Annotated in this window: 17 protein-coding genes; 11 read left to right on the plus strand and 6 right to left on the minus strand. The window is 75.4% G+C overall.

Going from position 1 to position 18849, the window contains the following annotated elements:
• Positions 1-11: 11 nt before the first annotated feature.
• The 10 genes from E1293_RS09365 (at position 12) to E1293_RS09410 (ending at position 12427) form a co-directional block, all read left to right on the plus strand.
• Positions 12-1781: a non-ribosomal peptide synthetase gene (locus E1293_RS09365; RefSeq protein ID WP_132195953.1), complete on the plus strand. Its 1770-nt coding sequence runs from the start codon at positions 12-14 to the stop codon at positions 1779-1781.
• Positions 1778-3346, plus strand: a complete 1569-nt coding sequence (locus tag E1293_RS09370; protein WP_132195955.1) for an MFS transporter — start codon at positions 1778-1780, stop codon at positions 3344-3346. Before E1293_RS09365 ends, E1293_RS09370 begins: the two co-directional genes overlap by 4 nt.
• A gap of 20 nt (positions 3347-3366) precedes the next feature.
• The gene (locus E1293_RS09375) at positions 3367-4146 is read left to right on the plus strand and encodes an alpha/beta fold hydrolase (RefSeq protein WP_132195957.1); all 780 of its coding nucleotides are present in this window, start codon (positions 3367-3369) and stop codon (positions 4144-4146) included.
• A gap of 167 nt (positions 4147-4313) precedes the next feature.
• Positions 4314-6263, plus strand: coding sequence for an ArnT family glycosyltransferase (locus E1293_RS09380; protein ID WP_165978153.1), 1950 nt, complete (start codon positions 4314-4316; stop codon positions 6261-6263).
• Positions 6260-7276 (plus strand): fatty acid desaturase, encoded by a 1017-nt coding sequence (locus tag E1293_RS09385; protein ID WP_132195961.1) that lies wholly within the window; start codon positions 6260-6262, stop codon positions 7274-7276. The genes E1293_RS09380 and E1293_RS09385 overlap by 4 nt, the downstream gene beginning before the upstream one ends.
• Positions 7273-8220, plus strand: coding sequence for a class I SAM-dependent methyltransferase (locus E1293_RS09390; RefSeq protein ID WP_165978154.1), 948 nt, complete (start codon positions 7273-7275; stop codon positions 8218-8220). The genes E1293_RS09385 and E1293_RS09390 overlap by 4 nt, the downstream gene beginning before the upstream one ends.
• Positions 8221-8341: 121 nt before the next feature.
• Positions 8342-9445, plus strand: a complete 1104-nt coding sequence (locus tag E1293_RS09395; protein WP_132195965.1) for a glucose-1-phosphate thymidylyltransferase — start codon at positions 8342-8344, stop codon at positions 9443-9445.
• Entirely contained in the window at positions 9442-10461 is a 1020-nt protein-coding gene (gene rfbB / locus E1293_RS09400) for a dTDP-glucose 4,6-dehydratase (RefSeq protein WP_132195967.1), read from the plus strand. The genes E1293_RS09395 and rfbB overlap by 4 nt, the downstream gene beginning before the upstream one ends.
• A 29-nt stretch (positions 10462-10490) precedes the next feature.
• The gene (locus E1293_RS09405) at positions 10491-11750 is read left to right on the plus strand and encodes a class I SAM-dependent methyltransferase (RefSeq protein WP_132195969.1); all 1260 of its coding nucleotides are present in this window, start codon (positions 10491-10493) and stop codon (positions 11748-11750) included.
• A 140-nt stretch (positions 11751-11890) separates the two neighbouring features.
• The gene (locus E1293_RS09410; RefSeq protein ID WP_132195971.1) at positions 11891-12427 is read left to right on the plus strand and encodes an SRPBCC domain-containing protein; all 537 of its coding nucleotides are present in this window, start codon (positions 11891-11893) and stop codon (positions 12425-12427) included.
• 15 nt (positions 12428-12442) lie between these two features.
• Here E1293_RS09410 and rfbD read toward each other — a convergent pair whose 3' ends face one another.
• From rfbD to E1293_RS09440, 6 genes are all read right to left on the minus strand, one after another.
• Positions 12443-13306 (minus strand): dTDP-4-dehydrorhamnose reductase, encoded by an 864-nt coding sequence (gene rfbD / locus E1293_RS09415; protein ID WP_132195973.1) that lies wholly within the window; start codon positions 13304-13306, stop codon positions 12443-12445.
• Entirely contained in the window at positions 13303-14808 is a 1506-nt protein-coding gene (locus E1293_RS09420; RefSeq protein WP_132195975.1) for an FAD-binding oxidoreductase, read from the minus strand. Before E1293_RS09420 ends, rfbD begins: the two co-directional genes overlap by 4 nt.
• Positions 14809-14828: 20 nt before the next feature.
• Positions 14829-15611 (minus strand): SDR family oxidoreductase, encoded by a 783-nt coding sequence (locus E1293_RS09425; protein WP_132195977.1) that lies wholly within the window; start codon positions 15609-15611, stop codon positions 14829-14831.
• Positions 15612-15680: 69 nt separating this feature from the next.
• Positions 15681-16028 (minus strand): MmcQ/YjbR family DNA-binding protein, encoded by a 348-nt coding sequence (locus E1293_RS09430; protein ID WP_132195979.1) that lies wholly within the window; start codon positions 16026-16028, stop codon positions 15681-15683.
• A complete protein-coding gene (locus tag E1293_RS09435; protein WP_424923611.1) occupies positions 16025-17275 on the minus strand; it encodes an activator-dependent family glycosyltransferase in 1251 nt (416 codons plus the stop codon). The genes E1293_RS09430 and E1293_RS09435 overlap by 4 nt, the downstream gene beginning before the upstream one ends.
• 69 nt (positions 17276-17344) lie before the next feature.
• The gene (locus tag E1293_RS09440; RefSeq protein ID WP_132195983.1) at positions 17345-18379 is read right to left on the minus strand and encodes a methyltransferase; all 1035 of its coding nucleotides are present in this window, start codon (positions 18377-18379) and stop codon (positions 17345-17347) included.
• 170 nt (positions 18380-18549) lie between these two features.
• On the opposite strand from E1293_RS09440, the gene E1293_RS09445 reads away from it, so the two are divergent.
• A complete protein-coding gene (locus E1293_RS09445; protein ID WP_132196030.1) occupies positions 18550-18822 on the plus strand; it encodes an MbtH family protein in 273 nt (90 codons plus the stop codon).
• Positions 18823-18849: the final 27 nt, after the last annotated feature.

Here is an 18849-nt window from a genome sequence, read left to right on the forward strand (position 1 = left end):
AGGCCATCGCGATGAACCACACCATTCCCGAGCGCTTCGCCGCGCAGGCCGCGCGGCGGCCGGACGCGTGCGCGCTGCGCGCCGCCGGCGCGTCCGTCACCTACGGCGAGCTCGACCGCCGGGCGAACCGGCTCGCGCACCGGCTGCTCGGCCTCGGCCTCCGGCCCGAGCAGCCGGTCGCGGTCCTGCTGGAACGCTCGTCCGACCTCGTTGTCGCGCTGCTCGCCGTCGCCAAGGCGGGCGGCTGCTACCTGCCGCTGCACAGCGCCGACCCGATCGAGCGGATGCAGGGCATCGTCGACGATACCGCCGCGCCGATCCTGCTGGCCGACACCGCCTCCCGCCGCGGCGGGCTGCCGCACACCGACCACGTCCTGATCGTCGACCGGGGCGGCGCGACCCGCGGCCGGCCCGAGACGGCGCCCGCCGTGGACGTGCCGGCGGACGCGCTCGCGTACGTCATCCACACCTCCGGGTCCACCGGGCGGCCGAAGGGCGTCGCCGTCACCCACCGGCACGTCACCGAGCTGGTGGACGACCCGTGCTGGGCGACCGGGCGGCACGAGCGGGTCCTCATGGTCGCCCCGTACGCCTTCAACGTCTCCACCTACGAGCTGTGGGTGCCGCTGCTCCGCGGCGGGACGGTCGTGCTCGCCCCGCCCGGCCGCCCGGACGTGGCGATGCTGCGGCGGCTGGTCGCCGCGGAGGGCGTCACCGCCGCGCACCTCACCGCGGGCCTGTTCCGGGTGATCGCGGAGGAGGACCCCGGCGCGCTCGCGGGACTGTCCGAGGTGCTGACCGGCGGCGACGTCATCGCCCCCGCGGCCGTCCGCCGGGTCCTGGACGCCTGCCCGGACATCACCGTCCGCGCCATGTACGGCGCGACCGAGGCCACGCTGTTCAGCACGTCCAACCCGATGTCGGGCACGGCGCGCCCCGGCACGGCCGTCCCGGTGGGGCGGCCCATGCAGGGGGTGGCGGTCCGCGTCCTGGACGAGGCGCTCGCCCCGGCGGCGGCGGGCGGGACCGGCGAGGTCTACCTCTCGGGACGGCTCGCCCGCGGCTACCACGGCCGCCCGGCCCTGACCGCCGAGCGGTTCGTCGCCGACCCGTACGGGGAGCCGGGCGCGCGGATGTACCGCACCGGGGACCTGGCCCGCTGGACCGGCGACGGCCTGCTGGAGTTCGTCGGGCGCGCGGACGGCCAGGTGAAGGTCCGCGGGTTCCGGGTCGAGCTCGGCGAGGTCGAGGCGGTGCTGGCGGAGCACCCGCAGGTCCGGCACGTCGCCGCGGCCGGGTACCGCGACGACGATGGCGGGCTGCGGCTCGCCGCGTACTACGTCCCCGTCCACGGCCGGCTCGACGCCGCGGACCTGCGCGCGCACGCCCGCGCCACGCTGCCGGACTACATGGTCCCGGACGCGCTGCTCCCGCTGGAGGCGCTGCCGCTGACGCCCAACGGCAAGGTCGACCGCCGGGCGCTGCCCGCGCCCGAGGCGGGCGTCGCCGCCGACGACGGCCCGCCCGACCCGCTGCAGGCGGTGCTGTGCGCCGTGTTCGCCGAGGTGCTCGGCTGCGGGACGGTCGGCGTGCACGCCAGCTTCTTCGACCTCGGCGGCCAGTCGCTGCTGGCCATGCGGCTCATCGCCCGCATCCAGGCCCGGTTGGGCGTGGAGCTGTCGATGGCCGACCTGTTCGACTCCCCCACCGTCGCCGAGCTCGCCGCCGTGGTCGGCGAGCGGCAGGCGCCGGCCGCGGGCCGACCCCGGGAGACCCCATGACCACCGGTACGGCCACGCCCGCGCCCGCGCGGGCCGGGCGGCGCGAATGGCTCGGCGTCGTGGTCCTCGCGCTGCCGACGCTGCTGGTCTCGGTCGACCTCAGCGTGCTGTTCCTCGCCTTGCCGCGGATGAGCGCGGACCTGCGGCCGAGCGCCACCGACCAGCTCTGGATCCTGGACGTGTACGGGCTGATGCTCGCGTCCTTCCTGATCCCGATGGGCGTCCTCGGGGACCGCACCGGGCGGCGCCGGCTGCTGCTCGCCGGCGCCGCGGTGTTCGGCGCGGCGTCGGTGTGGGCGGCGTGGGCCGGCGGCCCCGGCGCCCTCATTGCGGCCCGCACCGCGATGGGCGTCGCCGCCGCGACGCTCGCGCCGTCGTCGCTCGCGCTGATCAACGGCATGTTCCCCGACCCGAAGCAGCGGTCGGCCGCGGTCGCGGTCTGGATGAGCTGCTTCATGGGCGGCTCGATCGTCGGCCCGATCGTCGGCGGGACGATGCTCGCGGCGTTCTGGTGGGGGTCGATCTTCCTGCTCGCCGTTCCCATCATCGGCCTGCTGCTCGTCACCGGGCCGCTGCTGCTGCCGGAGTCGCGCGGCTCCACCGAGGGCCGGCTCGACCCGGTGAGCGCGGCGCTCGCGCCCGCCGCGCTGCTGCCCGTCATGTACTCGGTCACGGAGGGCGCCCGGGACGGATGGGACCCGGGCCCGGTGTTCGCCGGGCTCACCGGGCTCGTCCTCGGCGTGGTCTTCTGGCGCCGGCAGTCCCGCTCGTCCCACCCGGTCCTCGACCCGGCGCTGTTCCGGAACCGCACCTACCGGTCCGCGCTCGTGCTGTCGGTCTCCGGCGGCGCGATCCAGGGCGGGGCGCTGCTCATGGCGAACCTGTACCTGCAGTCGGTGGCGGGCCTGTCGCCGCTGTCGGCGGGCCTGTGGATGATCCCGGCGACGCTGGCGATGGTGGCCGGCATCATGGCCGGCACGGGCGCCGGGCGGGCGCTGCGTCCCGCGCACGTAACCGCGGCCGGGCTGCTGCTGTCGGCCGCCGGCTACCTGATGGTGACGGGGGTCGGCACCGGCACCGGCGTGCCCGTCCTCCTGATCGCCGGGTTCGCGGTCGCGATGGCGGGCATCGGCCCGGGCATCGGGCTCGGCTACGGCATGATGCTCGGCTCCGTCCCGCCGGAGAAGGCCGGGGCGGGCTCGGCGACCGTGGAGGCGGGCGGCCAGTTCGGCGTCGCCACCGGCATCGCCGTCCTCGGCAGCGTCGGCGCCGCCGCCTACCGCGACCACCTGCGCGTGCCCGCGGGCACCCCCGCCCTGGCGGCGGACGCCGCCCGCGACGGCATCACCGGCGCCGTCGCGGTGACCCGGCACTCGTCCGCCGCGTGGGCGGGCGGGCTGTCCGAGAGCGCCCGGCACGCGTTCACGGCGGGGCTGCACTCCGTCGCCGCGGTGGGCGCCGTCCTGTTCCTCGTCCTCGCCGGATTCGTGCTCGTCGCGCTCCGGCACGTCCCCCCGGTCGGCGCCGCCGACCCCCGCGGAGAGCGGAGGGGACCACCGCAATGACCACGACCGGAAGGAGCGCCATGCGCACGGTGACGTCCAAGGACGGCACGGAGATCGCCTACGACCGGCTCGGTGACGGCCCGCCGGTCGTCCTCATGGGCGGCGCGCTGAACGACCGGGCCACCTGCGCGCCGATCGCCGAACTGCTCGCGCCGCGGTTCACCACCTACAACTACGACCGGCGTGGCCGGGGCGCCAGCGGCGACACCCCGCCCTACTCCCTGGACCGCGAGGTCGAGGACCTGAGCCGGATCGTGGACGAGGCGGCCGGCGAGGCGTTCCTGTTCGCCAACTGCACCGGCGGGATGCTGGCACTGGAGGCGGTGGCGCGCGGCCTGCCGATCACCCGGCTCGCCCTGTACGAGCCGCCGTACATCGTGGACGACAGCCATCCGCGGCTCGACGACGCCTACGTCCGGGACCTGGACGCGATGATCGCTGAGGGGCGGAACGGCGACGCCGTCGCGCACTTCCTGGTGAAGGCGGTCGGGTTCCCGCCGGAGGCGGTGGCGCACTTCCGGACCATCCCGGCGTGGCCGGCGCTGGAGGCGCTGGCGCCGTCGCTGCGGTACGAGGCCGCCATCGCCGGGGACAACTCCCTGCCCACCGAGCGGGTCAGGGCCGTCGCCGTCCCGACCCTCGTGATGGACGGGACGGAGAGCCCGCCGTTCCAGCGCACCGCGATGCGGGAGCTGGCCGCCACGCTGCCGGACGTGACCTACCGGTCCCTCGAGGGCCAGAACCACCGGCTCGTCCCCGAGCTGGTCGCCCCCCTGCTGGAGGAGTTCTTCACCGTCTGAGCGGCCTGAGCAGCGCCCACGCCGAGCGTCCCGGCGCGGGCGCTCCGCGCTGCGTTCCGGTTCGCGCCCTTCCTGCGTTTCGGCGGTCCGCAAGGCGCTCCGGAGCGGTTCCGCCTCGCGCACGGGAGAAGATGAGCGGTTCCGCGGCCGCGCTCATGCTGAGTCGCATGAGAACCGAGCCAGCAGACCACGGGGCGCCCGTCCGGGCGGCGGCCTCCGACCAGACGCCGGGCCGCCCAGGCCGCGCCGCCTTCTCGTGGTGGTGGGCAGGGATGACCGCCTGCCTCGCGATCGCGACCGTCCTGCGCGTCTGGCACCACGCCGCCGACACCGGGACCGGCAACGCCTACTACACGGCGACCGCGCTGAGCATGTCCGGGGACTGGACGTCGTTCCTGTCCGGCAGCCTGGACACCGGCCACTTCATCACCATGGACAAGCCAGCGCCCGCGCTATGGCCGTCGGCGATCCTCATCGGCATCTTCGGCGTGCACTGGGCTACGGTCTTCCTGCCCACCGCGCTGGCGGGCGTGGCGTCCGTGCTCATGCTGGGGCTCGCGGTGCGTGAGGCCGGCGGCGACTCCCCCGCCGCGCGGGCCGCCGCGCTGCCGGCTGCGCTGGGCCTGGCGCTGAGCCCGGTCAACGTCGCGATCGAGCGCGACAACAACCCGGACGCGCTGCTGCTGCTGACGATGCTGACCGGCGCCTGGCTGCTGCTGCGGGCGCTGCGCCGGGACCGCGTCCGGCCGCTGCTCGGCGCCGCCGCGGTCATCGGGCTCGGCTTCGACGTCAAGTACCTGGAGGCGTTCGTCGTCGTCCCGGCGATGGCGCTGACCTGGCTGCTGTTCGCCGCGGGCCCGGTGCGGCGGCGGCTCGTCCGGCTGGCGGCCGCCGGGGCGGCCCTCGCCGCGGTCAGCGCCGTCTGGCCGCTCGTCTTCCGGCTCCTGCCCGACCGCCCGTGGGTCGGCAACAGCACCGACGGGACCGTGGGGAACCGGATCGGGCAGATCCTCTCCCAGCACCTGTCCGAGCCCGACACCCAGGTCAAGGGGCCCGGAGCGGTCATCATCCACGCGTTCCAGACCGGGCAGGCATTCCACGCGGGCGAGGCGGGGCCCGGCCGGCTGCTGTCCGGGGTGCTCGCCGACCAGATCTCCTGGTGGCTGCCGCTCGCCCTGGTCGGCGCCGTGACCATGGCCTACGACCTGCGCCGCCGTGGGGACGGCTCCCCCGCCGGGCTCGTGCTCTGGACGGGCTGGGCCGTGTGCTGCTGGGCGGTGTTCAGCTTCATGCAGGGCGTCCTGCACCCGTACTACACGAGCCTCATGGCCCCGGCTCTGGCGGCCCTCGCCGCGGGCGGCCTGGTGACGGCCTGGCGGGCGTGGCGGCGCGGACGCGCCTTCGGCGCCGTCGCCCTCATCGCGCAGATCGCCGTGGCCGGCGGCTGGTCGGCGTGGGTGCTGCACGACACCACGGCGCACCGTCCCGGCTGGCTGCTGCCGGTGGTGCTGGCCGCGGCCGCGCTGGCGCTGCTGTCCGTCCCGCTGTCGCGGCCGCTGACGTGGGCGGGCCCGGCGCTCGCGGCGCTGACCGCCGTCGCCGTCCTCGCCGCCCCGGCGGTCTGGTCGGCGAAGACCACCGAGCAGCGGCTGCTCGGCATCAACCCGCTCGCCAACCAGGGCGGGCGGTACGGCCTCGCCGTGGTCCCGCCGCAGATCGGCAACGCGATCATAGGCGTCATCTCCGGCTCGCAGCGCGTCGACCCCGCGCTGCTGGGGTTCCTCCAGGCGAACCGGGGCTCGGCGCGCTGGCTGGTGGCCGTCCCCAGCGGGCTGCAGTCCGCGCCGATGGCCATCGCCGCCGGCGGCGCGCCGATCATGGCGATGGGCGGCTTCGACGGGTCGAACCCGACGCCGACGCTGCCGCAGTTCCGCAGGCTCGTCGCCAAGGGCGAGATCCGCTTCATCCTGACCGCCCCGCCCGGCCGCGGCTTCACCGGCTTCGGCTCGGGTCCGTCGATCGCGGTGTCGATGTGGGCGCTGAAGGCGTGTCGCATGGTGCGGCCCACGGCGACCGGGCTGCTGCTGCTCGACTGCCAGGGCGCCGGCTCGCGATGACCCCGCCCACGCAGGAGTTGTCCGCGGTGCGGCACTCGTGGATCGTGGACGACTCCGGCGTCCGCTACACCGCCTTCCGCCGCACCCTCGCCCCGCGCTGGCCGTCCGTCTGGGGCAAGCTGCTCGGCGGGCACCTGGCGCTGGCCGGCTGCGGCGCGGCGATCGCGCTGCTGGAGCGGGCCGTCCCCGGAACCCTCCCGGGGGCGGCCGCCGGCGCGGTGCTCGCCGTCGCCGGCGGCGCCGTGCTCGGCTTCTGGCTGCACTACCTGCTGCTGTTCCAGCACGAGGCGGCGCATTACAACCTGGCGCCGGGCCGGAGGCTGAACGACCTCGCCGCCAACGCCTGCCTCGGGGTGATCCTGGGGTCGGACGTGCGCGCCTACCGCCAGATCCACTTCGTGCACCACCGCAACCTCGGCACCACCGCCGACACCGAGACCAGCTACTTCGACCCGCTCGACCGCCGGTTCCTGCTCGAGAGCCTGACCGGCGTGCGGCTCGTGCGGTCCCTGGCCGGCTACCAGCGGACGTCCGCCGGGGCCACGGAGAGCGCGGCATCGCGCACGCCGTCCGCCGAAACCGCCGGACCGCCCTTCCTGGGCCCGGTCTTCCTCGCCGCGGGGGCGGTGAACGCGTCCGTCGTGGTGGGCGCGCTGCTGCTCGGCCTGCCCGCGCTCGCGGCCGCGTGGGTGCTCGGCATGCTCACCTTCCTGCCGCTGTTCAACAGCGTCCGGCAGGTGCTGGAGCATCGCGGCGACTCCGCCGACGACCGCGCCGACTACCGGCGGACGCCGCACGGCGCCGTCAACCGGCTGTTCGGCGACGGCATGCTCGCGGCCACGCTCGGCGGCGCGGGCTTCAACCGGCACCTGCTCCACCACTGGGACCCGAGCGTCTCGTTCACCCGGCTGCGCGAGGTGGAGCGGTTCCTGCTGCGCACCGACGTCGCGCCGCTGCTGCTGCGGCGGACGACGACCTACCGCGAGGCATGGCGGGAGCTGAACCGCGTATGACCGGCTGCCCCCTCTGCCGCGCCCCGCGGACCCTCCCGTGGGCCCGCGCCCGCGACCTGGAGTACTTCACCAGCGGCGACGAGTTCGCCTACCGCCGCTGCCCCGACTGCCGCCTGGTGTTCATCGACCCCGTCCCGGCCGACCGGCTGGCCGAGATCTACCCGCCCTCCTACTACTCCTACGGGCCGCCGGACCGGTCGTTCGCCGCGCGGGTCAAGCTCCGCCTGGACGCCGCCCTGTTCCGCCGCGTCCTGGCGGGGGTGCCGGGCGAGGCGGTGAACGTGCTGGACGTCGGCGGCGGCGACGGCGCCCACCTGTCCCTGATCCGGGAGCTGGAGCCGCGGACCGCGCTCACCCAGGTCGTCGACCTGGACGAGCGGGCCGGCCGGCTGGCGCGCGCCCGCGGACACCGCTACCACCAGGGCCGGATCGAGGACTTCGAACCCGGCGAGCGCTTCGGCCTCATCCTGCTGCTCAACCTGATCGAGCACGTCGCCGACCCGGCCGCGGTGCTCGCCGCGCTCCGCCGCTGCCTCGCGCCCGGCGGGGTGATCCTGGTGAAGACGCCGAACGCCGACAGCCTCGACGCCCGCCTGTTCCGGCACCGCAACTGGGGCGGGCTGCACTGCCCGCGGCACTGGCGGCTGTTCGACCGCGGAAACCTCACCCGGCTGGCCGGGGCGGCCGGGCTGCGGGTCCGCCGGTTCCGCTACACCCAGGGCGCGCCGTTCTGGACGGCGAGCGTCCTCGCCTGGCTCGCCGGGCGCGGACTGGTCCGGCTGTCGGCCGGCCGGCCCGTCGTCCGCCATCCCCTCTACCCCGTTCTCACCCCGCTGTTCGCCGGTTTCGACTTCGTCCGGGCGCGATTCCGCGGGCGGCCCTCGCAAATGTTCCTGGAATTGGAGTCCGACGGCTGGACGGGAAACTCACCTGGCAATCTTTGAGAAGCAAGTGACCGCTCTGACCACTAGCGTTGCCGGTAAGAACGCCGTGCGTCCGGCACGGCGAACGGCGCCCGAAAAAGGCCATGTGGAGGACACCGATGCGGGACGCGGGCGGATTTCTATGAAAGCCCTGATACTGTCCGGCGGAATGGGAATGCGGCTCCGGCCGCTCAGTCACGCGATGCCGAAGCAGCTCGTTCCGGTGGCGAACCGCCCGGTGCTGGAACACGTCGTGGCGGGCATCCGGGAGCTCGGCGCCACCGATATCGGCGTCGTCGTCGGCGCGGGCGGCGACCAGATCGCCGCCGCGCTCGGCGACGGGTCCCGGTTCGGCGCGCGGATCACCTACCTGCCCCAGGAGAGGCCGCTCGGCCTGGCGCACTGCCTGATCGTCGCCCGCGCGTTCCTCGGCGACGACGACTTCGTCGTGTGGCTCGGCGACAACATGCTGCTGGACGGCGTCGCCGGGCTCGCCGCGGCGTTCCGCGAGCACCGCCCGGCCGCGCACATCGTCGTCGGCAAGGTCGCCGACCCGCGCCGGTTCGGCGTCGTCGACCTGGACGGCGCCGGCGCCGTCCGCGCGATCACCGAGAAGCCGCGGCGGCCGCGCAGCGACCTCGCCGTCATCGGGGTCTACTTCTTCACCGCCGCCGTGCACGAGGCCGTCGCCGCGATCACCCCCGGGGAGCGCGGCGAGCTGGAGCTCACCGACGCGCTGCGCTGGCTGGTGGAGCACGGGCGCCCGGTCACCGCGCACCAGTACGACGGGCACTGGCAGGACACCGGCCGCCCCGACGACGTCCTCGCCGCGAACCGGCGCGTCCTGGCGGGCCTGTCCCGCGACGTCGCCGGGCACGTCGACGAGCACAGCCGGCTGCTCGGCCCGGTGGTCGTCGAGCCCGGCGCCCGGGTGCTGCGCTCCACCCTGCACGGCCCGGTGGTCGTCGGCGCGGGCAGCCGGGTCGAGGACAGCCGGATCGGCCCGGACGTCTCCGTCGGCCGCGGCTGCACGCTGCTCGGCGCCCGGGTCGCCGACTCGATCCTGATGGACGGGGCGGAGGTGCGGGCGCCCCACCCGCTGCGCGGCTCGCTGCTGGGCCGCGGCGCGACCGTCCGCCCCGCGCCCCGCGCCGGTGCCGGGCACCGGTTCGTGCTCAGCGACCACGCCGACGTCGGGCTGGAGGGCCCCGCGGCCCCCGCCCCGGAAGGAGACCAGCGGCCATGAGGATCCTCGTCACCGGCGGCGCCGGGTTCATCGGCTCCGAGTACGTGCGGTCGGCGCTGCGCGGCGACCTGCCCGGGTCCGCCGGCGTCCACGTCACCGTGCTGGACCTGCTCACCTACTCCGGCAACCCGGCGAACCTGGAGGAGGTCCGCGACCACCCCCGGTTCCGGTTCGTCCAGGGCGACACCAGCGACCCGGTCGTGGTGGACGAGGTCGTCGCGGGCCACGACGTCATCGTGCACTTCGCCGCCGAGACCCACGTCGACCGATCCATCGCCAGCGCGGCCCGCTTCGTGCAGACGAACGTGCTCGGCACGCAGGTGCTGCTGGAGGCCGCCGACCGGCACCGCGCCGGCCGGTTCGTGCACGTGTCCACCGACGAGGTCTACGGCTCCATCCCCGAGGGGACGTGGACGGAGCGGTCCCCAGTCGCGCCGAACGTCCCGTACGCGGCGGCCAAGGCCGGGTCGGACCTGCTGGCACTCGCCTGGCACCGCACCCGCGACCTCGACGTCGTCGTCACCCGATGCACCAACAACTACGGCCCCCATCAGTACCCGGAGAAGGTCATCCCGCTCTTCGTGACGAACCTGCTCGACGGGCTGCGCGTCCCGCTGTACGGCGACGGCCGCAACGTGCGGGACTGGCTGCACGTCTCCGACCACTGCCGCGCCATCCAGCTCGTGCTGCTCGGCGGCCGCGCCGGCGAGGTGTACCACGTCGGCGGCGGCACCGAGCTGACCAACCGGGAGCTGACCGACCGGCTGCTGCGGGCGTGCGGCGCCGGCTGGGACATGGTCGACCACGTCCCGGACCGGCCGAACCATGACCTGCGGTACTCCCTCGACATCACCAAGATCCGCGAGGAGCTGGGGTACGCGCCGCGCGTCCCGCTCGAGCGGGGGCTCGCGGAGACCGTCGCGTGGTACCGCGACAACCGGGCCTGGTGGGAGCCGCTGAAGAACGCCGCGCCCGCCGTCGCGGGCCGAGGCCTGCCCCGCCGCGTCACCGCCTGACCGCGCGGCCCACACCGACAGGAGGAGCGATGCAGGAGATCGTGCGGAAGGCCGACGGCTGCCGGGTGTGCGGGCGGGACGACTGGCTGGACGTCGTGTCGTTCGGCGAGACCCCGCTCGCCGGCGACTTCCTCGACCCGGACGCCCCGATCGGCGCGGAGCGGCGGGTACCGCTGGAGGTCGTGGTGTGCCGCGGCTGCCGGCTGATGAGCCTGCGCCACGTCGTCGACCCGGAGGCGATGTTCGGGCACTACCGGTACGTCTCGTCCGAGTCCGAGACGATCATGAGCCACATGCGGCGGCTGGTCGCCGACGCGGACCTGGCCGAGGGCGACCTCGTCGTCGAGTTCGGCAGCAACACCGGCGTCCACCTGGACCTGTTCCGGCGGGCGGGGATGCGGGTGGCGGGCGTCGACCCGGCCCGCAACCTCGCCGAGATCGCCAACGCCCGCGGCGTGGAGACAGTGCCGGAGCCGTTCACCGGACGCGTCGGCGCCCGGCTGACCGAGCGGCACGGCCGGGCCCGGCTGGTGCTGGGCCGGCAGTGCTTCGCCCACATCGACGGCGTGCACGAGGTCCTGGACGGGGTGACGGCCGTCCTCGACCCGGGCGGCGTGCTCACCATCGAGGTCCCGTACCTGGTGGAGCTGCTCGCCAACGACGAGTTCGACACCATCTTCCACGAGCACCTGTCGTACTTCTCGCTCGGCACGCTGCGCACCCTGTTCGGCATGCACGGGCTCGACCTCGTGGACGTGCGGACGGCGCCCGTGCACGGCGGCTCCATCGTCGTGTCCGCCGCGCCGCGCGGCGCGGGCCGCCCGGAGCGTCCGGCGGTCGCGCGGATGCTGGCCCGCGAGGACGCGCTCGGCCTGTCCGGCGACGGCCCGTACCTGGAATTCGCGCGCCACACCGAGGCCGCCCGCGCGGAGATCGGCGACCTCATCCGCTCGCTCGCCGCCGAGGGCCGCACGGTCGCCGGGTACGGCGCGCCCGCCAAGGGCGCCACGCTGCTCAACGCGTGCGGGCTCACGCGGGAGCAGGTGCTGTTCTGCACCGACACCACCCAACTCAAGCAGGGCCGGCTGATGCCCGGCTCGCGGGTCCCGATCGTCTCGCCGGAGGAGGGGCTGGCCCGCCGGCCGGACTACTTCCTGCTGCTGGCCTGGAACTACGCCGACGAGATCATCGCCCGCGAGGGCGCGTACCTGGAGGCGGGCGGCCGGTTCATCGTGCCGGTCCCGCGGCCCCGGTTCGTGACCGCGCCGTCCGCCGTCCCGGCGCCCTGACGCCGCCGCGACGCCGCCTCGTCCCCTCCCGGCCCGAGCGCTGCGGCACCGCGGATGTCCTGTCGCCGCCGCGGCGTTCGTCGGGTAGACGAGACCCGACGGCGCACGGCCGCCCGTGCCCGACCCCCGAGAGGCCCTTCATGACCGACGCATCCTTTCGGCCCGGCGCCGCCCTGTCCCGCGACCCGGGGACGGAGCGGCCCGTGCTGCGGCTCGACCACCGCTACCCCCGTCCGGCCGAGCGGATCTGGCGCGCGCTGACCGACGGCGCCGAGCTGTCCCGGTGGACGCCCTGGGAGGTGGCCGTCGACCCCGTCCCCGGCGGCGCGATCCGGCTCGCGTTCGCGGGCGGCGCCCCGGAGGCGGGGACGGTCACCGCGGCCGAGCAGCCCCGGCTGCTGGAGTTCCACTGGCCCGGCATCCCCGGCAGCCCGTACGACGAGAACCTGCGCTGGACGGTCTCGCCCGACGCCGGCGGAAGCGTCCTCGTCCTCGACGTGACGCTGCAGGACCTCGCGCACGCGCCGCAAAGCGCCGCCGGCTACCATCTCTCGCTCGCCCATCTGGACGACCTGCTCGCCGGGCGGCCGGTGCGGCGCGCGCAGATCCCGCCGGCCGACCCGCGGTTCCAGCCGCTCGTGGACCACTACACCGCCGTCCTGCCCGGCGAGGTGTGACCGGCGGCGTTTCGGCTACGCGTCCAGGTCCAGGTGTGGGAACGCGGCTTCCAGTGCCGCGCGCCAGTGCTGGATCGGGGCGAGCCCGGCGCGCGCCCACGCCGCGTGCCCGAGGACGGTGTACCGGGGACGCAGGTGCGCGCCCGGGAAGCGGTCGGCGGGCATCGGCGCCACCCGGCCGGGGTCGGCGCCGAGCAGCCGGAACACCTCGCCGGCGAGGTCCCGGCGGGACGCCGCGCCGCCGCTGGTCGCGTGGAACACCCCGGCGGCGCCCGTCCGGGCGAGCGCGACGATCTGGCGGGCCGCGTCGGCGGCCCACGTGGGCTGGCCCCACTCGTCGTCCACCGCCTCGGCGCGGCCGCCGGCCCGCTCGACCCGGGCCATGGCGCGGACGAAGTCGGTCCCGTGCCGGCTGTAGAGCCACGCCGTCCGGACGATCGCCGCGCCCCCGGCGGCGACCAGGCCGGCGGCGGCGCGCTCCCCCACGAGCTTGGTGCGGCCGTAGGCGCTGAGCGGGCGCACCGGCGCGTCCTCGGCGTAGGGGCGGCGGGCCGTCCCGTCGAAGACGTAGTCGGTGGACACGTGCACGAGCCGGACCGACGCGTCCGCGCACGCGCGGGCGAGCGCGCCGACCGCGGCGCCGTTGATCCGCAGCGCCTCCGCCTCGCGCTCCTCGGCGCTGTGGAAGTCCGTCCAGGCCGCGCAGTTCACCAGCACGGACGGCTGGTGCCGGCGGACGGCGGCGCGCACCGCCCGCCCGTCGGTGAGGTCGAGGTCGCGCCGCGTCAGGGCGACGGTCTCGGCTCGGCGATCGCGGAGCACGTCCTGCAGCTCGCGGCCGAGCACGCCGCCCGCGCCGGTGATCAGCCAGCGGGTCATGCGGGCGGCCGCACCGACAGGCCGTGCCGGAACACCCCGAGCGGGTCGTAGCGTTCCTTCACCCGCTGCAGGCGCGGATAGTTGCCGCCGTAGTACAGGTCGTGCCACGGCACGCCCGAGGTGTTCCACTCCGGGCCGGCCAGGTCGACGTCCGGGTAGCCGATGTAGGAGCCGTCGCTGACGGCGTCGGGGACCGGCACTCCCCCAGTGTGCGCGTAGACGTCGCGGTAGAAGCGGCGGATCCAGTCGATGCGGGGTCCATCCTCGTCCGGGGACGTCCACTGGCCGCCGCAGAACATCGCCTTGAGCACGGGCGTCCGGTGCGCCGCGGCCGTGTCGCCGGACGGGACCTCCGCGATCCGGCAGCCGTACCCCGACAGCACGAGGCAGGCGAAGGGGTTGCCGCCGTCCCCGCCGAGGTAGGAGCAGACGACCTCCAGCTGTCGGTCGTCGAACCCCCGGCGCAGGTAGGCGGCCTTGTTCTTGTAGCGGCCCAGCGGCTCGGGAGGCCAGGTGAAGGACGGCATCCAGCCGCTCATCCACGGCTGGACGGCCCGGTCGTCCACGGCCGGGACGACGCCGACCCCGCCGGTGAGCCGCGCGTACTGCTCGTCGAGCAGCTCCGCGGCGCCCGGCGCGGCCTCGTCGACGACTGAGGTCAGCGTGATCGCGCCGGCCGACCGGTGGCTGAGGATGAGGTTGCTCCACAGCGGCGCGGCGGGCGAGCCGGGGGCGGAGTTGTCCTCATGCCAGTCGCAGAAGTTGCGGACGAGGCGGGTCAGGGCCTTGTCGTCCATCGGTTCCCACGGCCACACCACCGTGCGCCGCAGGACACGTCCGGGTGCGGCGGGCAGGAGCCGCGCCGGGTCCGCGTCCGGGCTGCGGAACCAGTAGCGGGTCACCACGCCGAAGTTGCCCCCGCCGCCGCCGGTGTGCGCCCACCACAGGTCGCGGTGCGGGTCGTCCGGTTCGCGGGTCGCGGTGACGACGCGCGGCTCCCCGCCGGCGTCCACCACGACGGCCTCGACGGCGTACAGGTGGTCGACGACCAGCCCGTCCCGCCGCGACAGGTGGCCGTAGCCGCCGGCGGCGACGTGGCCGCCCATCCCGACGTCGAAGCAGGTCCCGGCCGGGATCGTCACCCCCCACCGGGCGTGCAGGGCCCGGTACACCGGGCCGAGCCGGGCGCCCGCGCCGACGGCGAACGCGCGGCGGGCCGGGTCGTAGGCCACGCCGTCCAGCTGCGAGACGTCGAGCAGGACCGCGAGGTCGGCGGCGGACGCGAAGCCCTCGAAGCAGTGGCCGCCGCTGCGCGCGGCGATCCGGGCCCCCGAGCCGGCCGCGTCGCGCAGCGCGGCGGCGACGTCCGCCGCCGACACCGCCACCCGGATCTCGCGGGGGCGGGCGGAGAACCGGTGGTTGTAGGCGTCGAGCAGATCCTCGTAGCGCGGGTCGCTCGGCGTCACCACCGCCGTGCGGGCCGCCGGGTCCGTTGCGGTCATGTCGCTCTCCGATCGCCGGTTCAGTTGTGGTACTGGCCCCCGTTGACGTCGAGGCAGTGCCCGGTGACCGCGCGCGCGAGGTCGGAGACCAGGAACACGATCGCGTCGGCGGCCTCGTCCGGCTCGGTGAGCCGGCGCCGGTCGATGGTGGCGGCGGTCTCGTCGTAGACCTGCCGGAGGGGGACGCCGCGCTGCTCGGCGACGGCGGCGAAGTGCGCCTTCACGGCGTCCGCCCACAGCGGCCCGGGCGCGACCGTGTTCACCCGGACGCCGCCGGATCCGAGCTCGGCCGACAGCGTCTGCGCCACCGCCACCAGCGCGCTCTTCACCGTCTTGTAGACGCCCAGGCCGGGCGGCGACTCGCGGATCACGCTGGAGGCGACCATCACCACGGCGCCGCCGCGCTCGGCGAGCGCGGGTGCCAGCAGCCGGGTCAGCCGAAGCGCCGCGACGACGTCCACGCCCATGCCCGCCGCGAACGCGCCGAGGTCGACGGTCGCCAGGTCGGCCGGGGGGATGCCCGCGGTGGCGTTGTTGACCAGCGCGTCCAGGCGCCCGAACGCGTCCACGGCGCGGGCGGCGAGCGCCGCGGCCGACTCTTCGTCGGTGATGTCGGCCGGCACCGCGACCGCACGGCGGCCGAGCGCCGCCACCTCCGCGGCCACCGCGTCGAGCCGCTCGCCGTCCCGGGCGGCGAGGACGACGTCCGCGCCGGCGCGGGCGCAGCGCAGCGCCGTCGTGCGGCCGAGCCCCGGTCCCACGCCGGAGACCAGGACCGCCTTGTCCCGCAGCAGTCCGTCCATGCCCGTCCCTCCGTCCCCGGCACGGGGGCGGCGACGCCTGGCCGCCCCCGTCCCGTCATCGGCCGCCCGTCACCGGGCGTCGTAAGCTGCGACCACCCTCTTGGGGGCCTTGTTGCGCCAGGCGTTCTCGACCAGTTCCCGGACGCGCTCCTCGTCGACCTTCGCCAGGTCGACCCGCAGGCCGACGAAGATCTTGGTGGCGGCGGTGCGCCACACCTCCTCGTAGACCTCGGAGTCGGCGGCGACGGCCCGCGCCGCCTCCTCCTCCGACACCGAGAAGACCGCGGTCGCCTCCCCCTTCTCCACGCCGGCGAAGGGCTTCTTGCGGACCTTGAAGCTCGGCAGCCGGAAGTGCGTGACCTCCTCCACCTCGGGCAGGGCGAGCGCGAAACGGCGGATGTCGTCGAGCGTGATCACAGCGGGACTCCTTCGGACTCGATGGCGGGGGCGCGCAGCCCTGACCGTCCGGCCGCCGACCCCTCCAGGGCGGCGGCCACCGCGCCGGGGGCCGGCTCGCTCAGCGTCTCGCGGCGCAGCCGCTCCGCCGCCTCACCGAATCCGGGCTCCGCCAGCAGCCGGGCGACCGCGTCGCGCACGGTGTCCGGGGTGGCCTCGTCGTGGGAGACTACCAATCCGGCCCCGGTCGCCCGCAGAAGATCGGCGCGCACCGTCGAATCGCCGAGCTTGGGCAGCGTGAGCTGCGGAACGCCGTGTCGCATGGCCGTGGACATCACCCCGAACCCGCCCATGTGCACCACGGCCGAGCAGGTCTCCAGGAGCGGGTCCATGGGGACGAAGTCCACGAGCCGCACGTTGTCCGGCACCGCGGGCCGCTCCCCGTCGCCCGCCGCGACGGTCGCGACCACCTCGACGTCGAGGGCGGCGAGCCGGTCCAGCAGGGCCGGGCCGAGCAGGTCGGCGCCGTACAGGCCGCGCGCGGTGAGCCCGCCGGTGACGCACACCCGCGGCCGCCGCGGCGGCTCGCGGAGCCAGTCCGGGATCTCGGCGGGCCCGTTGTACGGGACGTACCGGGCCGGGATCGTCCGCACCCCGGACTCCAGCCGCATGCTCGGCGGCGACTGGTCGATCGTCCACTGGCCGGTGAACAGCTCCTCGTCGAAGTCCGCGCCGAACCGCGCCGCCTCGGCGCCGAGCCAGTCGCGCAGCGGGTCCGAGCGCAGCTCGGGCGAGCGCTCGGCCAGCAGTTCGGTGAACCGGCGGCGGGCGCGCACCCACACGTCCGCGCCCCAGGTCACACGGGCGTGCGGGATGCCGAGAGCACGGGCGGCGACCGCCGCGGCGAACGTGAACGGCTCCCAGAGGATCATGTCGGGGCGCCATTCGCGCGCATAGCCGGCCAGCCCGTCGACCAGGCCGTGGTTGAAGTGCTTCCAGGCGTGCTCGACCTGCTCCTCGAAGTAGGCGTGCAGGTCGTCCCAGCCCATCCGGTGGCCGGTGCGGGCCACGTCCGTGACCCGCTGCACCCAGCCCTCCCAGTCGCCCTTCGCCGAACTGGCCGCCACCACCCGGCGCTGCCAGTCGTGGTCGCCCGCCACGGCGACGGTCGGCAGGCCGCTCTCCAGCACGGCCGGGACCAGCGGACGCTGCGTCGCCACCCGCACCTCGTGCCCGGCGGCGCGGAGCGCCCAGGCGATCGGCACCATCGGAAAGAAGTGCGTCCGCTCGGCGTAGGATGCGAACAGGAAACGCATCGGAACCCCTCCCCGCCGGCCCTAGAGCGGGCGGCCCTCGATGATCGGCAGGCCCCCGGTGCGCACCACCTCGGCGAGCCGCAGGCCCGCCGCCTCCATCAGCTCCGCCAGCCGGGCCGCGCTGCGGCTGCCGCCGCCGCGCATCGCGAGCAGCAGCAGGTCGTACAGCTTCCCCCAGCTGAACGCGTCGCCCGGCTCCGACAGCGGCTCGATCACCAGCAGCCGCGAGTCCGGGCCCATCGCGGCGCGCACCGACCGCAGCACGTCCACCGCGCGGTCGTCGTCCCCGACGTCGTACAGGGCCCGCTTGAGGATGTACGCGTCGGCGCCGGCCGGCACCGTCTCGAAGAAGCTGCCGCCCACCACCGTGCACCGGTCGGCCACGCCCGCGGCGGCCAGCACGGGCCTGGCCGCCGCCACGACGCGCGGCTGGTCGAACAGGATGCCGCGCATGCCGGGGTTGGCCTGCAGCAGCGCCGCGAGGAACGCGCCGTTGCCGCCGCCGACGTCGGCGATCGTGGAGAACCGCGACCACGGGTAGGCGGGCAGCAGCGCCCGCACCTCGCGCCGGGTCACGCCGCGCTGCGTCGCGTCGAAGCGGGCGCCCTCGTCCGGGTGCTCCGCCATGTACGTCCAGTAGTCCGTGCCGTGCGCGTGGTCGAAGGCGGGCTCGCCGGTCCGCAGGCTGTGCGGCAGCGACGCCCAAGCCCGGACGTCCGCGGCGAGGAACCGGTAGGCGTCCCGCAGCGACCGCGGGTGGTCGCTGCGCAGCGGCTGCCCCAGCTCCGTCAGCCCGAACACCTCCGGCTCCGGCTCGGTGAACACGCCCCGTCCGGCGAGCGCCCGCAGCGCCTTCAGCAGCGCCTGGGGGTCCGTTCCCGTGCCGCGCGCCAGCTCGTCCACCGGGCGCGGCCCGTCCGCGAGCAGGTCGGCGACGCCGAGGTCGCAGACCGCGCGCAGCGTGAAGGGCACGATGTAGTCGGCCATCTCGGTGAGCCGCGCCACGGACTGCGCGTCCCGGCTCGGCGCGGGCGCCACTGGGCTGGGCGGGGTCATTCGGGTCTCCCTCTGGAGCGTGCCTGGCTGGGTGCGTCCGTGGTGGGCGCCGTGCCCAGGCTCGCCGACCGGCCTACCGGCCCGCATCTTCCGGAATGCCGCGCCGACGCGCAGCCCCGGAGATGCGCCGCACCGCCGCCCCCGGACCGGCCGAACCGGCAATACCGAAGATGCGCGCGCACCCGCCAAATGGGACGGTCGGCTCACGGATCCGAGCGGGAAAGGGACCACCACCGGTGAATCCATTCGACGACGAGAACCTCTCTTTCCGCGTCCTGACCAATTCCGGCGGGCAATTCTCGCTCTGGCCCGGGACGCTCGACGTACCGGCCGGATGGAATGTGCGCCACGGCCCCGCCGCACGAGCGGAGTGCCTGGAATCCATCGCGGCGAACTGGACGGACATGCGGCCCCGCGCCGCGGCCGGACCGGCCGCCCCCTGACCCCCGGCGTCACCCGACGCACCGGCA

It is taken from the genome of Actinomadura darangshiensis (genome assembly GCF_004349235.1).
In the GTDB taxonomy this organism is placed as follows: domain Bacteria; phylum Actinomycetota; class Actinomycetes; order Streptosporangiales; family Streptosporangiaceae; genus Spirillospora; species Spirillospora darangshiensis.

Coding starts and splice junctions, on each gene's coding strand:
- E1293_RS09375 (WP_132195957.1), top strand. CDS start 3,367: ATGCGCACGGTGACGTCCAAGGACGGCACGGAGATCGCCTACGACCGG.
- E1293_RS09370 (WP_132195955.1), top strand. CDS start 1,778: ATGACCACCGGTACGGCCACGCCCGCGCCCGCGCGGGCCGGGCGGCGC.
- E1293_RS09420 (WP_132195975.1), bottom strand. CDS start 14,808: ATGACCGCAACGGACCCGGCGGCCCGCACGGCGGTGGTGACGCCGAGC.
- E1293_RS09425 (WP_132195977.1), bottom strand. CDS start 15,611: ATGGACGGACTGCTGCGGGACAAGGCGGTCCTGGTCTCCGGCGTGGGA.
- E1293_RS09395 (WP_132195965.1), top strand. CDS start 8,342: ATGAAAGCCCTGATACTGTCCGGCGGAATGGGAATGCGGCTCCGGCCG.
- rfbD (WP_132195973.1), bottom strand. CDS start 13,306: ATGACCCGCTGGCTGATCACCGGCGCGGGCGGCGTGCTCGGCCGCGAG.
- E1293_RS09385 (WP_132195961.1), top strand. CDS start 6,260: ATGACCCCGCCCACGCAGGAGTTGTCCGCGGTGCGGCACTCGTGGATC.
- E1293_RS09435 (WP_424923611.1), bottom strand. CDS start 17,275: ATGGTGCCGATCGCCTGGGCGCTCCGCGCCGCCGGGCACGAGGTGCGG.
- E1293_RS09410 (WP_132195971.1), top strand. CDS start 11,891: ATGACCGACGCATCCTTTCGGCCCGGCGCCGCCCTGTCCCGCGACCCG.
- E1293_RS09440 (WP_132195983.1), bottom strand. CDS start 18,379: ATGACCCCGCCCAGCCCAGTGGCGCCCGCGCCGAGCCGGGACGCGCAG.
- rfbB (WP_132195967.1), top strand. CDS start 9,442: ATGAGGATCCTCGTCACCGGCGGCGCCGGGTTCATCGGCTCCGAGTAC.
- E1293_RS09380 (WP_165978153.1), top strand. CDS start 4,314: ATGAGAACCGAGCCAGCAGACCACGGGGCGCCCGTCCGGGCGGCGGCC.
- E1293_RS09365 (WP_132195953.1), top strand. CDS start 12: ATGAACCACACCATTCCCGAGCGCTTCGCCGCGCAGGCCGCGCGGCGG.
- E1293_RS09405 (WP_132195969.1), top strand. CDS start 10,491: ATGCAGGAGATCGTGCGGAAGGCCGACGGCTGCCGGGTGTGCGGGCGG.
- E1293_RS09390 (WP_165978154.1), top strand. CDS start 7,273: ATGACCGGCTGCCCCCTCTGCCGCGCCCCGCGGACCCTCCCGTGGGCC.
- E1293_RS09445 (WP_132196030.1), top strand. CDS start 18,550: ATGCGCGCGCACCCGCCAAATGGGACGGTCGGCTCACGGATCCGAGCG.